Origin of the sequence: Paraliomyxa miuraensis, from assembly GCF_026337845.1 — a bacterium.
GTDB lineage: Bacteria > Myxococcota_A > Polyangia > Nannocystales > Nannocystaceae > Paraliomyxa > Paraliomyxa miuraensis.
This window is the reverse complement of the sequence record NZ_JAOVZF010000149.1, coordinates 209,478-224,579: the sequence shown is the minus strand read 5'-3', so window position 1 is coordinate 224,579 and position 15,102 is coordinate 209,478. Positions and strand designations below refer to the sequence as shown.

Genomic DNA, 15,102 nt, shown 5'->3' with positions numbered 1-15,102 from the left:
ACCGAGGCGGACCCGCGCTCAGTCGAGGCTGGGAATGACGCCGTGGGTCTGCGAGCGCTCGATCTCGTCGAGCAGCGCGGCCTGGATCATGTCCTCGGTCTCGTCCGAGCTGTGCAGGAACTCGAGCCCCATGTAGCGCTCGCCGTCGTCGAGAACCCCCTCGCGGGCCACGCGAGCGACCACGCGTATCTGCGGATGCTCGGGGATGTGGAGATCGATCTCCGCGATGGTATCGAGCTCCAGCGGCGGCCCCTGGGTGATGAGCGCGCCGCAGACCGAGAGGTTGCTGACGAGGTAGCGCCCACAGCCATTGCGGGTGCGCACCACCGCATCGACGTGGCTCAGCGTTCGAGGATAGCGCCGTCGCTCGTGCGCGCTGAGGCTGGGCAACCCGGCCTCGGTGGCTTGCGTCTCCATGATCTCATGCCCCCCTACGACTCTCCAATACGAAATCGAGCAATGAATCGCGCCGCAACGCTGCCCTGCAATGGCATGACGGTCAGACCAAATAGCGACACCAGGAAGAGGCCACGGACAACGGCAACGCGACTCCTTGGGCTCGACCCAGCGTCGAGCTCGAGTCCCAGTGTACGCCATCGAGACAAAGCGGTGCCGATTTTTTTGCGATCGATTTCGAAACGCGCCGTCCCCCCGAATCGCCACCAACCCAGTCCACGATCGATACGCCATGCGGCGAGCATCATCCTTGCATTGTGAGACTGGCCGGGGTCACCTCGCGCACGAACGGTGGTACCCCCCACCACTGCGATGATCCGATCGCACCTGTCTGGAAGATGGTCTGGAAGACGGCCTGGAAGACGACCTGCGGAGCGGTGCCGAACGGGTCGACTCCCCGCTATGCTCGGGAACGATGATGCTCGGTGCGAGAACGGTGTCGGGGCGGGCCACCCTTCCCTTGTTGCTGGCGCTCGGCTGCGGAGGTGACGACGGTCGGGCCGATGACGACGGACCCACCGGTGCCACCGGCTCGGCCACCCAGGGCGACGAGCTCGGGGGCACCACCTCGCCCACCGAGGGCGGCAGCGGCGGCCCGACCTCGGGCACGGGTTCCAGCGCCACGCTCGATCCATCCGCCGAGGGGACCGCCACCAGCGACGATCCTGGTCCCACCACCGGCGACCCACCACCGCCCGGGAGCTGCGGTGATCCGCCGGTATGGTGCCCCACGCCGACGACGTCTTGGCAGTGGCAGCTCTCGGAGGCCCTCGACACCAGCGTCGACGTGGCCATGTTCGACGTCGATCTGTTCGACAACGACGCGGAGCAGATCTCGACGCTGCACGACCAGGGCCGCGTGGTGATCTGCTACTTCAGCGCCGGCAGCCACGAAGACTGGCGCCCCGACGCCGGGGAGTTTCCGCCGGCGGCGATCGGCTCGCCCCTCGACGGCTGGCCCGGCGAGCGCTGGCTCGACATTCGCGATCCCACCGTGCGCACGGTGCTCGCGGCGCGCCTCGACCTCGCGGCCGACAAGGGCTGCAACGGGGTCGAGCCCGACAACGTCGATGGCTACAGCAACGACAGCGGGTTCCCCCTCTCGCCCGCCGACCAGCTCGACTTCAACCAATGGCTCGCCGAGCAGGCGCACCAGCGCGGGCTCTCGGTGGGACTCAAGAACGACCTCGACCAGGTGGAGGCGCTCTTGCCCTACTTCGACTGGGCCCTGAACGAAGAGTGCATGGCCTACGACGAGTGCGAGCTGCTCGCGCCGTTCATCGACGCCGGCAAGGCCGTGTTCCACGTCGAGTACGTCGACACCCCCGCCGACGGGCCCGCCCTCGCCGCAGCGGTGTGTCCCGACGCGCTCGCGCGCTCGTTCTCCACCTTGATCAAGGGCTGGGATCTCGACGCCTGGCGGATCGCCTGTGAGTGACCACCCCCAGCGACGCAGGCGCGGGCTGACGCTCCTGCACATCAGCGATCCCCAGTTCGGCCACCACCACCGCGAGGCGCATGGCATCACCGCGGCCGATCGCGAGCACGACACGCTGCGAGCTCGTCTGGTGCACGACCTGCTCGAGCTGCGCGACCCCGTCTCGCAGAGCGATCGTGGGGAGCCGGTGCGGCCGGATCTGGTGATCGTGACCGGCGATCTGAGCGAGTGGGCTCGGCCCTCGGAGCTCCGCGCGTTCGAGTCGTTCGCGGCGGGACTGATGGACGACCTGGGGCTGCCACGCGAGCGCCTGGTGCTGGTCCCTAGCAATCACGACGTGAGCTGGGCCGGCTGCGAGGCGTACTTCAAGCAGTGCGAGGCCGAGGAGCGCGAGCCCGCCCCGCCCTACTGGCCCAAGTGGCGCGCCTACACCGAGCTGTTCGCCCGCTGGTATGGAGGTCCGCACGCCTCGGTCGAATTCCACGAAGCCCGGCCCCATACCTTCTATGTCTACGAAGAGCTGCGCACGGTGGTGGCGGGGCTCAACTCCACCCTGCCCGAGACCCACCGCGAGGGCGAGCACCACGGCGGGGTGGGCGAGGCCCAGCTGCGGTGGTTTGCCGAGCAGCTGCGGCCGTATCGCGATCGCGGCTGGCTGCGGATCGCGGCCGTGCACCACAACGTGCAGCGCAAGGCGGTCGACGACGACGAGAACCTCCGCGATGCCGACCTGCTCGAGCGGATCCTGGGTGACGAGATCAACCTGGTGCTGCACGGCCACACCCACGACGGCAAGCTGGGCTGGCTGCGCCCGCAGGTGCCCTTGTTCGCCACGGGCAGCGCGGCCGTGAAGGACCACGCGCGGCCGCACGGAGTGCCGTGCCAGTACCAGGTGCTGAGGGTCTTTGGGAGTGGAGTGCGGTGGCTGACCCGGGCGTATCGAGAGGGGCAGCAGCGCTGGGTGGGCGACTGCGCCGCATCGGTCGATGGCAACGAGTGGCGCCACGAGCACGCGGTGGCGTTCGTCGACGTGCACGGGACGTTCCCTCCGCCGGCCGAGCACGAAGATGCAGCCGACGACGACGATGGCGATCCGCCGTGCTTCGAGCCTCCACGCATGCCCGCGGCGGGGCATGGCAGCGACGACTTCCTGGCTCAGCTCGCGGCCATCGCCCAGCTGCGAGAGCCTCGGGCCGAGGTGGTGCGCCGACGCAAGGGCACGCCGCTCATCGAGTATCTCGAGCTGCGCCGCCCGTTGGGCGACGGCGATCAAGTCGAGCTGTACCCCGTGGGTGGGCTCGAGCGCGGGATCGACGAGGACGCCCTCGAGGCGTTCGTGCAGCGCGTGGTCAAGCCCTACCGCCGGCGCGACCCCGGGGTGCGGTCGGTGCTGGTGTGCTGCGGTGGGCCGATCCCTCCCGTGCTGATCCAGCGAGCCCGCGCGGTGGGCGTGTGGCTACAGTCCTACGAGCAGTACTGCGGGCTCATCGACTTTCGCACCTACCGCGAGCGCCTGGCCGCGCGACTCACCGCCGATCGCGTGTACCCGCCCGACAAGTACGTGGGGCAGCGCATGGTGGAGAGGATCGGTCGTGAGGAGCAGCGCCACGACGATGCGCTCGGCACCGTGCGCCGCTGGCTCGACGACGAGCACGGGCGCTTCGTGCTGGTGCTGGGGACGTTCGGCACCGGCAAGACGTTCCTGCTGCGCGAGCTGGCCCGGCGCCTGGCCGAGGAGGACGGCGCGGTGGTGCCGATCCTGGTCGAGATGCGCAGCCTCGAGAAGGGCCTGCGCCTCGAGCAGCTCTTGGCCCAGCACTTCGCGCTGCACGACGTCGACGACTACAGCCCCGCCCGGTTCATGCGGATGCTCGACGACGGGCGGGTGGTGCTGCTGTTCGACGGCTTCGACGAGCTGGTGGTGCGCAGCACCTACGCCCGCGCGGCCGAGCACTTCGAGACCATCGTGTCGGCGGCGCGCGGACGCGCCAAGGTCGTGGTCACCAGCCGGCGGCAGCACTTCCTGAGCGATCACCAGGCCAAGGAGGCGGTGCGGCAGGTCCTGCTGCAGAAGGTGGAGGCGGTGCCCGGACACCGCGTGGTCACGCTGCTACCGTTCGAGGACGATCAGATCGAGGCGTTCCTGGCCGGGCACCTCGGCGACGCCGAGCTGGCGCGCGAGCGCATGCGCCTCATCGCGGAGGTGCGGGACCTCGGGGGCCTGAGCAGCAACCCACGCATGCTGGGCTTCATCGCCGCGCTCACCGAGGACGAGCTGCGTGCGGCCCGGGACCGGCAGGGGGCCGTGAGCGCGGCCGGGCTCTACCGCACGTTGTTGGATCGATGGCTCGCGTTCGAGCAGGATCGCCGGCACCCGCCCGGGGCGGCGCCGGGATTGTCGATCGAGGCGCGCTGGCAGGCGGTGACCGAGCTGGCGCTGCGGCTGTGGACGCGGGCCGAGCACCACGTGGGGGTGGACGAGCTCGAGGCGATCGGCGCGGTGTTGGTGGAGCTGGCCGAGGGGAGCAAGCGCCTGGGCGCCAGCCACGGAGCGGAGGAGACCGGCTTTCAGATCGGCTCGGGCACGCTGCTCGTCCGCGACGAGGTCGGACGCTTCTCGTTCATCCACGAGTCGGTGATGGAGTGGCTGGTCGCTCGTGCCGGAGCAGCCGCGCTGCAGGACGGCGAGTATCCGGAGCTGCTGGGGCACGGGAAGATGTCTCAGCTGATGGCGGACTTCCTCATCGATCTGGCGGGGGCCTCCGCCGTGGAGGGCTGGAGCACGCGGGTGCTGGCGGCCAATGTCGGCGGCACCACCTCCGACAACGCGCTGGCCGTGCGGCAGCGGCTGCTGGCGGTGGGCCTGGTGGCGGCGGAGCCGAAGACCGTGGACCTCAGCCATCGCGACCTGCGGGGATGCGACCTCTCGCGACAGCACCTGGCGGGGGCCAAGCTCTCCGCATCGGATCTGCGACGCGCCAACCTGCGCGGCACCGTGCTCACGACGGCCCAGCTGGACGCTGCGGACCTCGAAGGCGCCGATCTGTCGGGCGCCGACCTGCGCGGCGCCGATCTGTCGGGCGCGAGCCTCGTGGGCGCGACCCTGCTCGGAGCCAGACTCGACGGGGCACGATTCGATGGCGCGAACCTCTCGCTCGCGCGGATGATCGGCGCGACCGTGGATCCCGCAAGCCTCGCCGCGGCGGCACTGACCCAGGGCACGGCGTGGCCCGGCGACCCGCTCGAGCCGGTGCTCGAGTCGGGCGGGCCGGAGGCTCGGTTCGTTGCCGACCTCGCGACCGCCCCCGACGGGAGGCTGACCATCGCCAGCGCACAGGGGGTGTTCATGCTCCAACCCGAGCAAGGGTTCATCACCCCGCAGCTCGGCGTGTCGGAGGCCGACTCCCTGATCCTCTCGCGCGACGGCCTGGGGGTCGCGGTGGCCAGCGGCCGCTACGTCAGCACATTTGGGCTCCAGCTCCCGCGTGGATGCAAGCATCGGCTCACGCACGAGCTGCCGGCGCCTCCGGCCGGCATTGCGTTCCTCGGTCCGGGCTCGGAGCGAGTGCTCGTCGCCACCCCGGGCAATCGCAGCCAGATCCAGGAGCTGCGCCTCACCCCCGAGCACGTCGTCACCGAGCACCATGGCACGGTGGGTCGCGCCATCGCGCTGAACACGTCACCCGATGGCCGCTGGATTGCGGCCGCGTGCTCCGATCACTCGCTGCAATTGATCTCACCGCTGTCCCACGACTATCGCATCGACCTGCTGGTGCTCGACGGGCACCGAGGCTCCATCACCGCCCTCGAGCTCGGAGGCCGGGGGCCCGCGCTCGCTTCGGCCTCGGTCGATGGCACGGTGCGCGTGTGGGACCTGTGGTCGAGCCAGCAGCGACACGCATGGACCGTGAAGGACGACTGGGTCACGTCGCTCGCATTCGGCGAGGATCCCTGGCTCGCCGCCGGAACCGCCGATGGTTCGGTGCACGTGTTTCGAACCGACACCTTCGAGCATCCAGCGTGCTCGACCGGGCACGCTGCCGGCATCACGGCCCTCGCGTTCCCCTCGGCAACGGTCCTCGCGTCCGGCTCCCGCGACGGCACCGTCAAGCTCTGGCGCATTCCCTCGCTCACACTCCTGGCAACGCTCGCCATCTTTCCCGAGGGCTGGGTGGCGTTCACCCCCGATGGCCGCTACAAGACCGGCGGCCGCGTCGAGGGTCGATTCTGGCACGTCGCCGGCGACTGCCGCTTCGAAGTCGGCGAGCTCGACGACTTCGTCCCCGGCCTGCGCCTGTCCCCCGACCAACCCCTGTTCGACCGCCCATGAGTCGTCGTGGTGCTCGAAGGCGAACGCTCGCGGATCTGGCCCGGATGGCCTCCGATCTCGTCCCGGCCCGCGGAAACGGCGTTGTCCCTCGGGCGGTTCTGCGGCATCCTGGCCAAGTGGTGTGCATCAGCGAGGGTGTGGCGATGACGGGGCGTTCGATCTTCTCCTGCTTGTCCGTGGGGGGGCTGTGCGGACTGCTGCTGGCGTGTGGTGGTGACGGTGGCCGCGAGTCGAGCGGAGGCCCCGGGGGCATCGGCTCGGTCGGGCCCGACACGGCCACGAGCGAGGGCACCAGCAATCCGACCGAGGGTACGAGCGTCGGCACCAGCGCAGGTGCGACCGAAGGCGCCGACGGGAGCTCGGGGGGCGGCATGACGGCCGGCCTCAAGTTCGACCTCGGCGAGGGGTCCGACATCACCGTGGACGACGGCTGCGCAGCGGTCGACTTCATCTTCGTGATCGACAACTCGATCTCGATGCAGGATCAGCAGAACGCGCTCAAGGCCGCGTTCCCCCTGTTCATCGACACCATCCAGAACACGCTGCCCACCACCGACTACCACATCATGGTGGTCGACACCGATGCGTGGGGCCGATGCGACACCGCCAACCCCTGGAGCGGATCCAATCCCGGGAGCAGCACCTGCACCAACTACATCAAGAACACGGTGTTCGAGGAGTGCGATCGTACCCGCGGCGCCGGGGTGATCCACCCCGCGGGCCAGGGCGCCAGCGACATGCTGTGCGTGCTGCAAGGCGGCAACCGCTACATCGTCGAGGGCCAGCCCGACCTCGCCACCACCTTCGAGTGCATCGCCTCGGTGGGCCTGGCCGGCCACCCCAGCGAGCGCCCGCTCGACGGCATGGTCGAGTCGGTCTCGCCGGCGCTGCTGACCGCCGGGGGCTGCAACGAGGGCTTCTTGCGCGACGACGCGATCCTGGTGGTCACCTTCCTCAGCGACGATCCCAACGTGGAGGATCAGAACACGGCCCAGACCGCCTACGACGCCATCGTCGCGGCCAAGGGCGGCAATGCCGACGCGATCGTGATGCTGGGGCTCATCCCCGGCGGCCAGGGCCACTGGGTGGACTTCATCTCGATGTTCGGCGAGCGCGGGATCGAGGGCCCGATCGCCAGCAACGACTACAACCAGTTCTTCCTCGACGCGGTGAGCATCATCGAGGACACCTGCCTCGACTTCCAGGGCTGAGCGGCGCCCGCCTCAGGTCGTCTTGCGGGCGGGGCGGAAGTCGATCCGCCCCCACGCCATCGGGTCGTACGCAAACGGGTTCGGCCCCCGGGAGATCTGGGGAACCATCGGGCAGTGCTCGTCGGTGCGCAGGCCGTCGCGCTCGGCGAGCCGCAGCAAGGCGAGCCCCTCGCCCCACCACGGCAGCACCCACACGGCGTCGTCCTCACGAACCTCCCCGCGCTCGATCTGCTTGCGCACCCGCTGGTCGCGAGCCCCTGCGACCTCCTCGAACGCGACCCCGAAGTCGCCCTCGTCGCGGCGCAGCAGCGCATCGCACAGCGGCAGCCGGGGGTCGAGGCCGCCCTCGAGCACGACCTCCCAGCGCTCGAGCAGGTCGCGCTGCCGCTGCTCCCACGCGGCCTTCGCCGCCTCGTCCTCGTCGCCCTCGAGCCCGTCGAGGAAGTAGCGGGTCATCAAGAACCACACGTAGAGGAAGTCGTCCTCGTGCTCCCACGTCGGGTTCACGGTGGGGCGACTGCCCGCGGCGATCTTGGCGGCCGCATCCCAGTACTCGCCTCCGATCGCATCGAAGAACACCGCGGACCGGCTGGTGACCTTGTCGTGGTCGGAGAGCCTGGGAAGGCGCGTCAGGTAGGCCGAGGCGCTCTGCATCTGCGCGACGAACAGGGGCTCGACCACGCCCTGGTCGAGCATCCGACACACCCCCAGCTTGCGATAGAGCACCGCAATCGCATGCGGATGGTGGGGCTCGTCGAGCTGCCCCGAGGAGTAGCCCGGGAGCACCCGCTGGAGCTGGCTGATGGCGTTGTCGATGCCAATGGTGAGCAGCACGGACGACGCCTTCCTCAGGAGAGCTGGACGTCTTCGAACACGAAGTTGGAAAAGCCCTGCGCGCGGATGAACTCGACCAGGCGCTCGCTGAAGACGTAGCCCACCGTGAGGCCCTTGACGCGAAAGATGTCACGCCCGGGGGGCACGAGCGCGGCCTTGAGCCAGAACTTGCCGAACAGCGCCACCGCGGGGTCGTCGTCGTCGTCGTCCATCTCCGACCGCACCGTGTCGAGACACTCCACCTTCCCATGCGGGTTGAGCACCACGTAGTCGCTGGCGTGCACCCGCTCCTTGCTGTTGACGAGCACGGCCGAGACGACCTCGTGCTCGCCGACGTCGTGCTGGCCGAGGATGGCGTCGGCGCAGAGCTTGCGCAGGATCAGGAAGTTGAGGTTGGTGCCGACGAGATCCGGGAGCTCGAGCGCACCGCGAGCCTCGTCGAGGTCGAACGTCACCGCCTCGACGCCCTTGTCCTCCATCCGGGAAGCGACCTCCACGCCGTGCGCCAGCGGATACGAGAACGGCGAGCCGTGGCGAGTGACCAGGCAATAGCGCTTGTCACTCGCGGAACACTTGCAGAGGTAGAGCTTCATGGGGCTTCCCTCGTCATTGATAGAGCGAAGGTCCGATGCTGTCGAGGGTGACGTCGGCCTGCCCGGCCGCGTGGGCCGCCGCCGCCTTGCTGATGATCGCGTCGTAGGTGCGATTGGAGATGCCCTCGAGCGTCTTGCGACACGCAGGGGCCTTGTCGTCGCCTTGGTGCTTGTTCGCCTTGATGGCCGAGGCGAGGCTCTGGTACTTCGGCTCGAGCTTGGTCTTGACCTCGCCTTCGACGGCGAGGCTGTAGTCGGGGTGATTCATCGCTCCCGCACCCGAGCCATCGAGGTGTCGCGGTAGCGCCATCGCGACCGCGTCCGGGTCCTGAAGCGGCAGCATGATCATGTTGGGCTCGTCGTTGAGGTTGTACTCCTCACCGAGCAGCCCCTGGACCATGACCTCGAACATGCGGTTCTCGTTGGGCTCGGCCGCCTTGGCGATCTGCTCGAGCGTACCGGCGAGGGTCGAGCGCGGGATGATGTGGTGCGCGTTGTTGGGCCACGGCCACCACATCGTCGAGAAGGGCTTGAGCGTGAAGCTCTGCTTGCCCCCGTACGTGCGCTTGACACCGCCGGTCTTGCCCTCGCTCTTGTACCTCGCGATCTTGGCGAGGTTGTCCTGCGTCGCATTCCAGCGCAGCTGGGCCATCTCGTTGGGCCGCACGTAGTTGATCCGCGTCTCCGCTCGCGCCTTCTTGGCGGCCTGCCAGCGATGTGAGCACGTGTTGCCCTCGATGTAGGTCGCGATGTGGCGGGTCACGCAACCCGGCACGTGCTTCTCGCTCTTGACCCCGAGATCCTCGTGCGCCATGGCTCAAGCTCCCTTCCAGATCGTGCTCGCTCCTACGTTGCCATACTCGTCACTGCTCGTGAAGAGCACGCGATCGCCGACCGCATAGCCGCGCTGGAGCGAGCGACATGCGATCAGGACCTCCAGCGCGGTCATGGCCGCGCCGAGGTCACCCACGCTGGTCGCCGGCAAGTCCGCGCCGTCGCCATCCCACAGCTGTCGGCTCACCCTGACCCGCGCATGCCCGTACTCCCGAGCGCGCCACTCCTCGCCGTTGAGGTCGGTGAGAGTCGGCGCGCGGTAGGGCAGCGCACCTCCGTCGCTGGAGAGCACCGAGGTCACCGCGCGCGCGAGCGCCTCGCCCTGGCTGCGCTCGCCGATGAACCGCGCGTTGGGCTCGCGCTCGATCGCCACCGCCCCCACGCGTCCGACGACCGTGGCACCACGGCTCACCGCGACCCGAGGCGCCTCGAGCAGCAGCGCCACCGCACCCTCGCCCGGAATCAATCCGATCGGGTTCTCGTCGTGCTTGAGCCGGCCGTGCTCGGCCAGCCACGACAGGGTGCTCGCATCGGTGAGCGAGTCGACCGCCAGGACCAACACTCGCTCGCAGTGGACGCGGCGGAAGTGCTCGTCGGCCAGCCGCAGCGCCTCGAGCACACCAGTGCGGCCGCGGCCGAGCAGGTTCGTGCGCCCGGGGACCAGCGCTCGCTTCACTCGAGCCAGCAGCGGCCTCACGAACGCTCCCTCCACCGCGGCATCGGACCCGCACGACGGCTCCATGATGAAGCGCGCCACGTCGAGCACCGGCACCACCACGTAGCACAGCGTGCTCGACCAAAAGCGCGTGTCCGTGCCGCCTGGCAGGCCCGCGCTGCGGCACAGGTCCTCGAGCGCGAGCGTGGCCAGCTGCAGCCACCGGCCGACGCCACCGAACCCGAAGGTGACGGCGGACGCCGGATGGCCCGTGACCCCCACCGGCGCCTGCTCCTCGCGGTCGAGCACCTCGAGCTCCACGAGCGTCTCGGGTCGAGAGAGGCCCGCGCGGATCGACGCACAGGTGGTGGCCGCATCGAGCCCCACCGAGGACACCGCTCCCATGCCCGTGATGACGACGCTCGTCATGCGCAAGTCCAGCTCCGTGAGACGAGGTCGATCCGCAAGGGTCCTAGACCGCCTCGTCGCAGATGAGGCACGTGGTCGTCTCGGTCCCCGGAATCACCACCACCGGCCCCTGCAGCAGCGGTACCGGCGGCGTGTTCTTGTCGTTGTGCAGCATCATGTCGAGCGCTCGCGGGACGTTCTTGCCCTCGGCCTTGACGTCCATCGAGTAGTTGACGAACTCGGCCTTGCCCTTGACCTTGCTGGACGCGACGCCCTTGAGGCTCCCCGCCTCGTCGCCCGTGCTCGTGCTGAAGTTGGAGTCCTTCGTGCACAGCGGCTGCCCGTCGGCCTTGACCTTCTTGGCGGTCTTGGCCGAGTCGGACGACTGCGCCACGTTGGGGTATGGGATCGGCACGGGGGGCGACGGGGTCTTGCACACGTCCGGGAACGCGATCGTCACCCCACCGCTGTCCTTGTGGACCACCGACATGAAATTCGCGCCTACGGTAACGCCCATGGTCTGCTCCTTGCTACGGGGTGGGTCTGGCGGGATTGCTCTGGCGGGACTGGTTGGTGGCTTGGTTGGCCGCGGGCCCACCGCGGGGCTCGACGTCCGACCGGGGCAGCGTGAGCGACTCGGGGCTCGACAGCTCGATGGCGCGCACGTCGTGCGGTCCGTCGGGCAGCGGGAGGCTCGTCCTCCACATCATCACGAGCACCCGCTCGTCGAGATCCACGATCACCGTGTCGAGGTTCATCGGCGGCTGGTGGCGGCTGCCATCCACCAGACTCACCATCACCGACGGCGGCGGCACTCCGGGCAGCGAGAAACCCAGGCGCCCCTCCGCCACCATGCCCACGATCGAGACGTGCTCGTCGCCGCGGAGGTAGCCGCTGGCGACCAGCCCCGCCGAGCCCGCGCTGTGGAAGCGGCGATCGAAGTCGGTGGGCAGCAGCGGGAACCGCTGATCCTTCCAGGCATCGTCGTAGGTGCCCGCGAACGAGGCCCGCGGCTGCCAGTCGGGTGACACGAAGCCCAGCCCCATCGGGGGTGGCGTGTCGTACGGCGAGCGGATCGGGCTGGCGATGTCCTCGATGTTGGGGGCCGGCACCGAAGCCCGCGCCCGGCCCTTGCGGGTGTGGAACCCGCGCCCCACCGGATTGCGCCGCTCGAACTCGTGATCGATGGGCTCGGGCGCGCTGCGATCCCAGCCGCCAAACGCTCGCTCGTAGGTGATCGGCATGCGCTCGAACGTGGCGGGGGAGGTCAGGGTCGGCTCGCCCATCGAGCGAAACCACACCCGATCGCCGAACACCCGCAGCGACTTGACCAGCGGACCCACGCGCACGCCCACGTCCATCTGGGTGGTCCGAGCATTGGGTGCCACGGCATGGCCCACGAACGCCACGTCGGTGGCGAGCTTGAAGGGCGCCACCTCGGGCTCGTAGCGGTAGCTCGATGGCTCGACGTCGGGCTCGTGGAAGATGCCAGCCACCTCGAGAGGACGCTGCTCGGCACGCACCGCCAGGCTCCCCCCCGGCAGGATGTCGAAGCTCGCCCTCACGACCGGCGTGAGCAGCGGCTGGAAGTCCTCGTCGACCAGGTGCAGCGCGTCGGCATGGAACGCGGTCTGGTTGTCGAGCGTGGGGTGCGGCATGGCGCGTGACCGTGACCGATCGGGCCTGGGAGGAATCTACCCCATCCCTCGGCGCCCAGGAGCAGATGGCGCAGGAACCGAGCGATCCCGCATGGAGGAACCCCACGCCGCTCATTGCCCGGCGTCGTCGATCTCGGCGTCGACCCGGCGATCCTCGATCGGCTCGCCCTCGCGCGGGGGCAGACCCGCCAACCGCCGCGCCGCGCGAACCTTCGCTTCCCAGTCGACGGCGCGCTCGAGCACGATCCGCTGGGCCTGCGGCGAGCCGGCACCGTGCATGCACTCGATGCGCAGCGGCACCGAGCCCGCGCCATAGCTCATCGACTCCACCAGGCGCAGCGCCAAAGCCCGCTCGTCGCTGCCCACCACCGTGCGCAACGCCTCGCCGATCACCGGGTGCCGAAGGTCGGCGAGCGAGGGCATCGTGGCCATCAGCCCCCCGGCAAGATCCTCCGCCAGCCGCACGATCTCGTAGGGCAGCCGCGTCACGTTGTGCTTGCACACGTTGGCGAGCACCGGATCCACCTGCCACACCCCCGAGCCGTGCTGGGTGCTCTTGCTGCTCGCCCCCAGGCCCAGGCCATGCACGGTCTCGGTGAGATGGGCCATCTCGACCAGCTTGTCGCGCACGTGGCTGGCTCGCTCCACCCCGTGCAGCCGGGTCAGCAGGCTCGCCGCTCCGATGAGCACGTCGAGGTTGCCCGGCTTGCATCCGCCGTAGCTGGCGCGGTGATAGCCAGCGAACGTCTCCAACAAGGTGGCGCAGGGGCCGAGCTGTCCGTCGAGGAACACGCGCTCCCAGGGCACGAACACGTCGTCGAACAACACCACGACCTCCTGGCCGCTGTACCGGGCGTTGCCCGCATCCGGCCCGCCCTTGCGCTCGTCGGACGGCTGACGACCCAGCACCATCGTCACCCCCGGGGCGTCCACCGGCAGCGCCGCCGCGATCGCGAAGTCCTCCTCACCGGGGCGCATCGCCATTCCGGGCATCACCAGGATCTGGTGCGCGTTGGCGGCCCCCGTCTGGTGGATCTTGGCCCCGCGCAGCACCACGCCCTCGGGCCGACGCTCGACCACGCGCAGGTACTGCTCGGGCTGCTCCCCTGGTCGCTTGCTGCGATCGCCCTTGGGATCGGTCATCGCGCCGTTGATCACGTCGTCGCTGCGCTGCACCTGCTCGAGCCAGGCCACGAAGCGAGCGTGGGCGTCTCCGCCCGCCTCCCAGGTGGCCACGAACAGCGCATTGATCCCATCCATCCCCACGCAGCGCTGGAAGCAGGTGCCCGTGAGCCGCCCGAGCACCCGCTGCAGCTCGAGCTTGCGCACGAGATCCTGCGGCTGCGTGAACAGGTGGGTGAAGCGGTTGACCGGAGCGCGAACGAGGTCCGAGTGGGCGGTCGCCAGCTCGCGATGGCGCGGATCGTGCGCCAGCGCATAGGTGGCCGCCACCGCATTGATCGCCGGCCGCACCCGGGGATGCGTGGTCGGATCGGCCACGCGCTCACCGTCGACGTAGAGCACGAGCTCGAGTTCCCTGAGGCTGCGAACGTACCGGTCGGCGGTGCGCATGGTGGGCATGCTACTACCCGGCGTGCGCGCGGCGATACTCGCTGGGGGTCTGGCCGGTCCAGCGGCGAAAGCTGCGATGGAACGCGCGCGGGTTGCCGTAGCCCAGCATGAAGGCCACCTCGGCCACGGACAGCTCGGGCCTGCGCAGCAGCTGCTGGGCTCGGCTGCGGCGGACCTCCTCGAGCTGGCCGGCAAAGGACGTCCCCCTCGCCTTCAGCCCGCGCTGGAGGCTGCGGGTGCTCATGCCCAGGACGTGGGCCACGTGGGCCTGATCGCTCTTGCCCGCGAGCAGGTTGGCGTCGATCACCGCGCGCACTCGAGCCTCGAGCGGCTGCTCGGCGGGGACCGGCTCGCGGGCAACCAACATCGCGTCGGCATGCCGTCGCAGGTAGCGTCCGATCCGAGGGTCGGCCCCGGTCACCGGAAGCGCGAGGGCGGCCGCCTCGAACGCGAAGCCGCTCCATCCCGCCTCGAAGCGCACGGGTGCACCGAGGACCTCGGCGTAGAGCGCGGCGGGGTGCTTGCGGGGGTGCCGAAAGCAGACCTCGGTGGGCCGAGGCATCCGGGGGTTCACGTGGGGCAGCTGCCGCACCATGGTGGCCACGAACACCTCGATGGGCTCCACCAGCGCGACCAGCCGCGGCTCGTGGTCCACGACCAGCCGCGCTTGCTCGCCGAGCACCTCGAGGTCGAGCGTCATGCGGGGGAAGCTCAGCGGGACGAAGCGGATGAACAGCTCGAGCGACTGCCGAACGTCCCGGCAATTGCGGGTGGCATGGCCGACCACGCCGAGCGAGGCCACGGCCTGGTCATCGAGGTCCCGCGCAAAGCTCAGACCCAGGGGCACGTCGGGAAAGCGCTGGACGAGCGCTTCCCACAGGTGCAGGGGCGCCTCGTAGCTCACGAGCGCATCGGGATCCCCAAGCTGCTGCGCCGAGATCCCGGCGATCGCCAGCAGCTCGTCCGCATCCATGCCCAGGGCCGATCCGGCCGCGACCAGCGGTGCGACCAGCGAGGCGAGGACCCGATCGTCGTGCATCCCGTGGCAGTATGGGCCGCCGATGCCGCGCCATGGACGCGATCCCGCGACGGTGGCGGCTTCGGTGCCCTCGA

General features: G+C 69.6%; 12 protein-coding genes. 3 read left to right on the top strand and 9 right to left on the bottom strand.

The window, feature by feature from the left end; translation table 11 throughout:
• Positions 1-18: 18 nt before the first annotated feature.
• Complete coding sequence (locus OEB96_RS16620; RefSeq protein WP_266216916.1) at positions 19-417, bottom strand: PilZ domain-containing protein; 399 nt, start codon at positions 415-417, stop codon at positions 19-21.
• 454 nt (positions 418-871) lie between these two features.
• On the opposite strand from OEB96_RS16620, the gene OEB96_RS16615 reads away from it, so the two are divergent.
• From OEB96_RS16615 to OEB96_RS16605, 3 genes are all read left to right on the top strand, one after another.
• Complete coding sequence (locus tag OEB96_RS16615) at positions 872-1,894, top strand: endo alpha-1,4 polygalactosaminidase (RefSeq protein WP_266216914.1); 1,023 nt, start codon at positions 872-874, stop codon at positions 1,892-1,894.
• Positions 1,887-6,224 carry a pentapeptide repeat-containing protein gene (locus OEB96_RS16610; RefSeq protein WP_266216913.1) on the top strand — a complete coding sequence of 1,446 codons (4,338 nt, stop codon included), beginning with the start codon at positions 1,887-1,889 and terminating at the stop codon, positions 6,222-6,224. The genes OEB96_RS16615 and OEB96_RS16610 overlap by 8 nt, the downstream gene beginning before the upstream one ends.
• 143 nt (positions 6,225-6,367) lie before the next feature.
• Positions 6,368-7,435, top strand: coding sequence for a hypothetical protein (locus tag OEB96_RS16605; protein ID WP_266216911.1), 1,068 nt, complete (start codon positions 6,368-6,370; stop codon positions 7,433-7,435).
• A 12-nt stretch (positions 7,436-7,447) separates the two neighbouring features.
• On the opposite strand, the gene OEB96_RS16600 is transcribed toward OEB96_RS16605, so the two are convergent.
• The 8 genes from OEB96_RS16600 to OEB96_RS16565 form a co-directional block, all read right to left on the bottom strand.
• Positions 7,448-8,269, bottom strand: a complete 822-nt coding sequence (locus OEB96_RS16600) for a hypothetical protein (RefSeq protein ID WP_266216909.1) — start codon at positions 8,267-8,269, stop codon at positions 7,448-7,450.
• A gap of 14 nt (positions 8,270-8,283) precedes the next feature.
• Positions 8,284-8,862 (bottom strand): hypothetical protein, encoded by a 579-nt coding sequence (locus OEB96_RS16595; RefSeq protein WP_266216908.1) that lies wholly within the window; start codon positions 8,860-8,862, stop codon positions 8,284-8,286.
• Positions 8,863-8,875: 13 nt separating this feature from the next.
• Complete coding sequence (locus tag OEB96_RS16590) at positions 8,876-9,676, bottom strand: hypothetical protein (protein WP_266216907.1); 801 nt, start codon at positions 9,674-9,676, stop codon at positions 8,876-8,878.
• Positions 9,677-9,679: 3 nt separating this feature from the next.
• Positions 9,680-10,780, bottom strand: coding sequence for a hypothetical protein (locus OEB96_RS16585; RefSeq protein WP_266216905.1), 1,101 nt, complete (start codon positions 10,778-10,780; stop codon positions 9,680-9,682).
• Positions 10,781-10,823: 43 nt separating this feature from the next.
• On the bottom strand, positions 10,824-11,276 hold the full coding sequence (locus tag OEB96_RS16580) for a DUF4150 domain-containing protein (RefSeq protein ID WP_266216904.1): 453 nt from the start codon (positions 11,274-11,276) through the stop codon (positions 10,824-10,826).
• Between the two features lie 13 nt (positions 11,277-11,289).
• A complete protein-coding gene (locus OEB96_RS16575) occupies positions 11,290-12,417 on the bottom strand; it encodes a DUF2169 family type VI secretion system accessory protein (RefSeq protein ID WP_266216902.1) in 1,128 nt (375 codons plus the stop codon).
• Positions 12,418-12,528: 111 nt separating this feature from the next.
• Positions 12,529-13,989: a 4-hydroxyphenylacetate 3-hydroxylase N-terminal domain-containing protein gene (locus OEB96_RS16570; RefSeq protein ID WP_266216901.1), complete on the bottom strand. Its 1,461-nt coding sequence runs from the start codon at positions 13,987-13,989 to the stop codon at positions 12,529-12,531.
• Positions 13,990-14,002: 13 nt separating this feature from the next.
• Positions 14,003-15,028, bottom strand: coding sequence for an AraC family transcriptional regulator (locus tag OEB96_RS16565; protein ID WP_266216899.1), 1,026 nt, complete (start codon positions 15,026-15,028; stop codon positions 14,003-14,005).
• Positions 15,029-15,102 lie beyond the last annotated feature (74 nt).

Coding starts and splice junctions, on each gene's coding strand:
- OEB96_RS16620 (WP_266216916.1), bottom strand. CDS start 417: ATGGAGACGCAAGCCACCGAGGCCGGGTTGCCCAGCCTCAGCGCGCAC.
- OEB96_RS16615 (WP_266216914.1), top strand. CDS start 872: ATGATGCTCGGTGCGAGAACGGTGTCGGGGCGGGCCACCCTTCCCTTG.
- OEB96_RS16605 (WP_266216911.1), top strand. CDS start 6,368: ATGACGGGGCGTTCGATCTTCTCCTGCTTGTCCGTGGGGGGGCTGTGC.
- OEB96_RS16595 (WP_266216908.1), bottom strand. CDS start 8,862: ATGAAGCTCTACCTCTGCAAGTGTTCCGCGAGTGACAAGCGCTATTGC.
- OEB96_RS16590 (WP_266216907.1), bottom strand. CDS start 9,676: ATGGCGCACGAGGATCTCGGGGTCAAGAGCGAGAAGCACGTGCCGGGT.
- OEB96_RS16585 (WP_266216905.1), bottom strand. CDS start 10,780: ATGACGAGCGTCGTCATCACGGGCATGGGAGCGGTGTCCTCGGTGGGG.
- OEB96_RS16580 (WP_266216904.1), bottom strand. CDS start 11,276: ATGGGCGTTACCGTAGGCGCGAATTTCATGTCGGTGGTCCACAAGGAC.
- OEB96_RS16575 (WP_266216902.1), bottom strand. CDS start 12,417: ATGCCGCACCCCACGCTCGACAACCAGACCGCGTTCCATGCCGACGCG.
- OEB96_RS16570 (WP_266216901.1), bottom strand. CDS start 13,989: ATGCGCACCGCCGACCGGTACGTTCGCAGCCTCAGGGAACTCGAGCTC.
- OEB96_RS16565 (WP_266216899.1), bottom strand. CDS start 15,028: ATGCACGACGATCGGGTCCTCGCCTCGCTGGTCGCACCGCTGGTCGCG.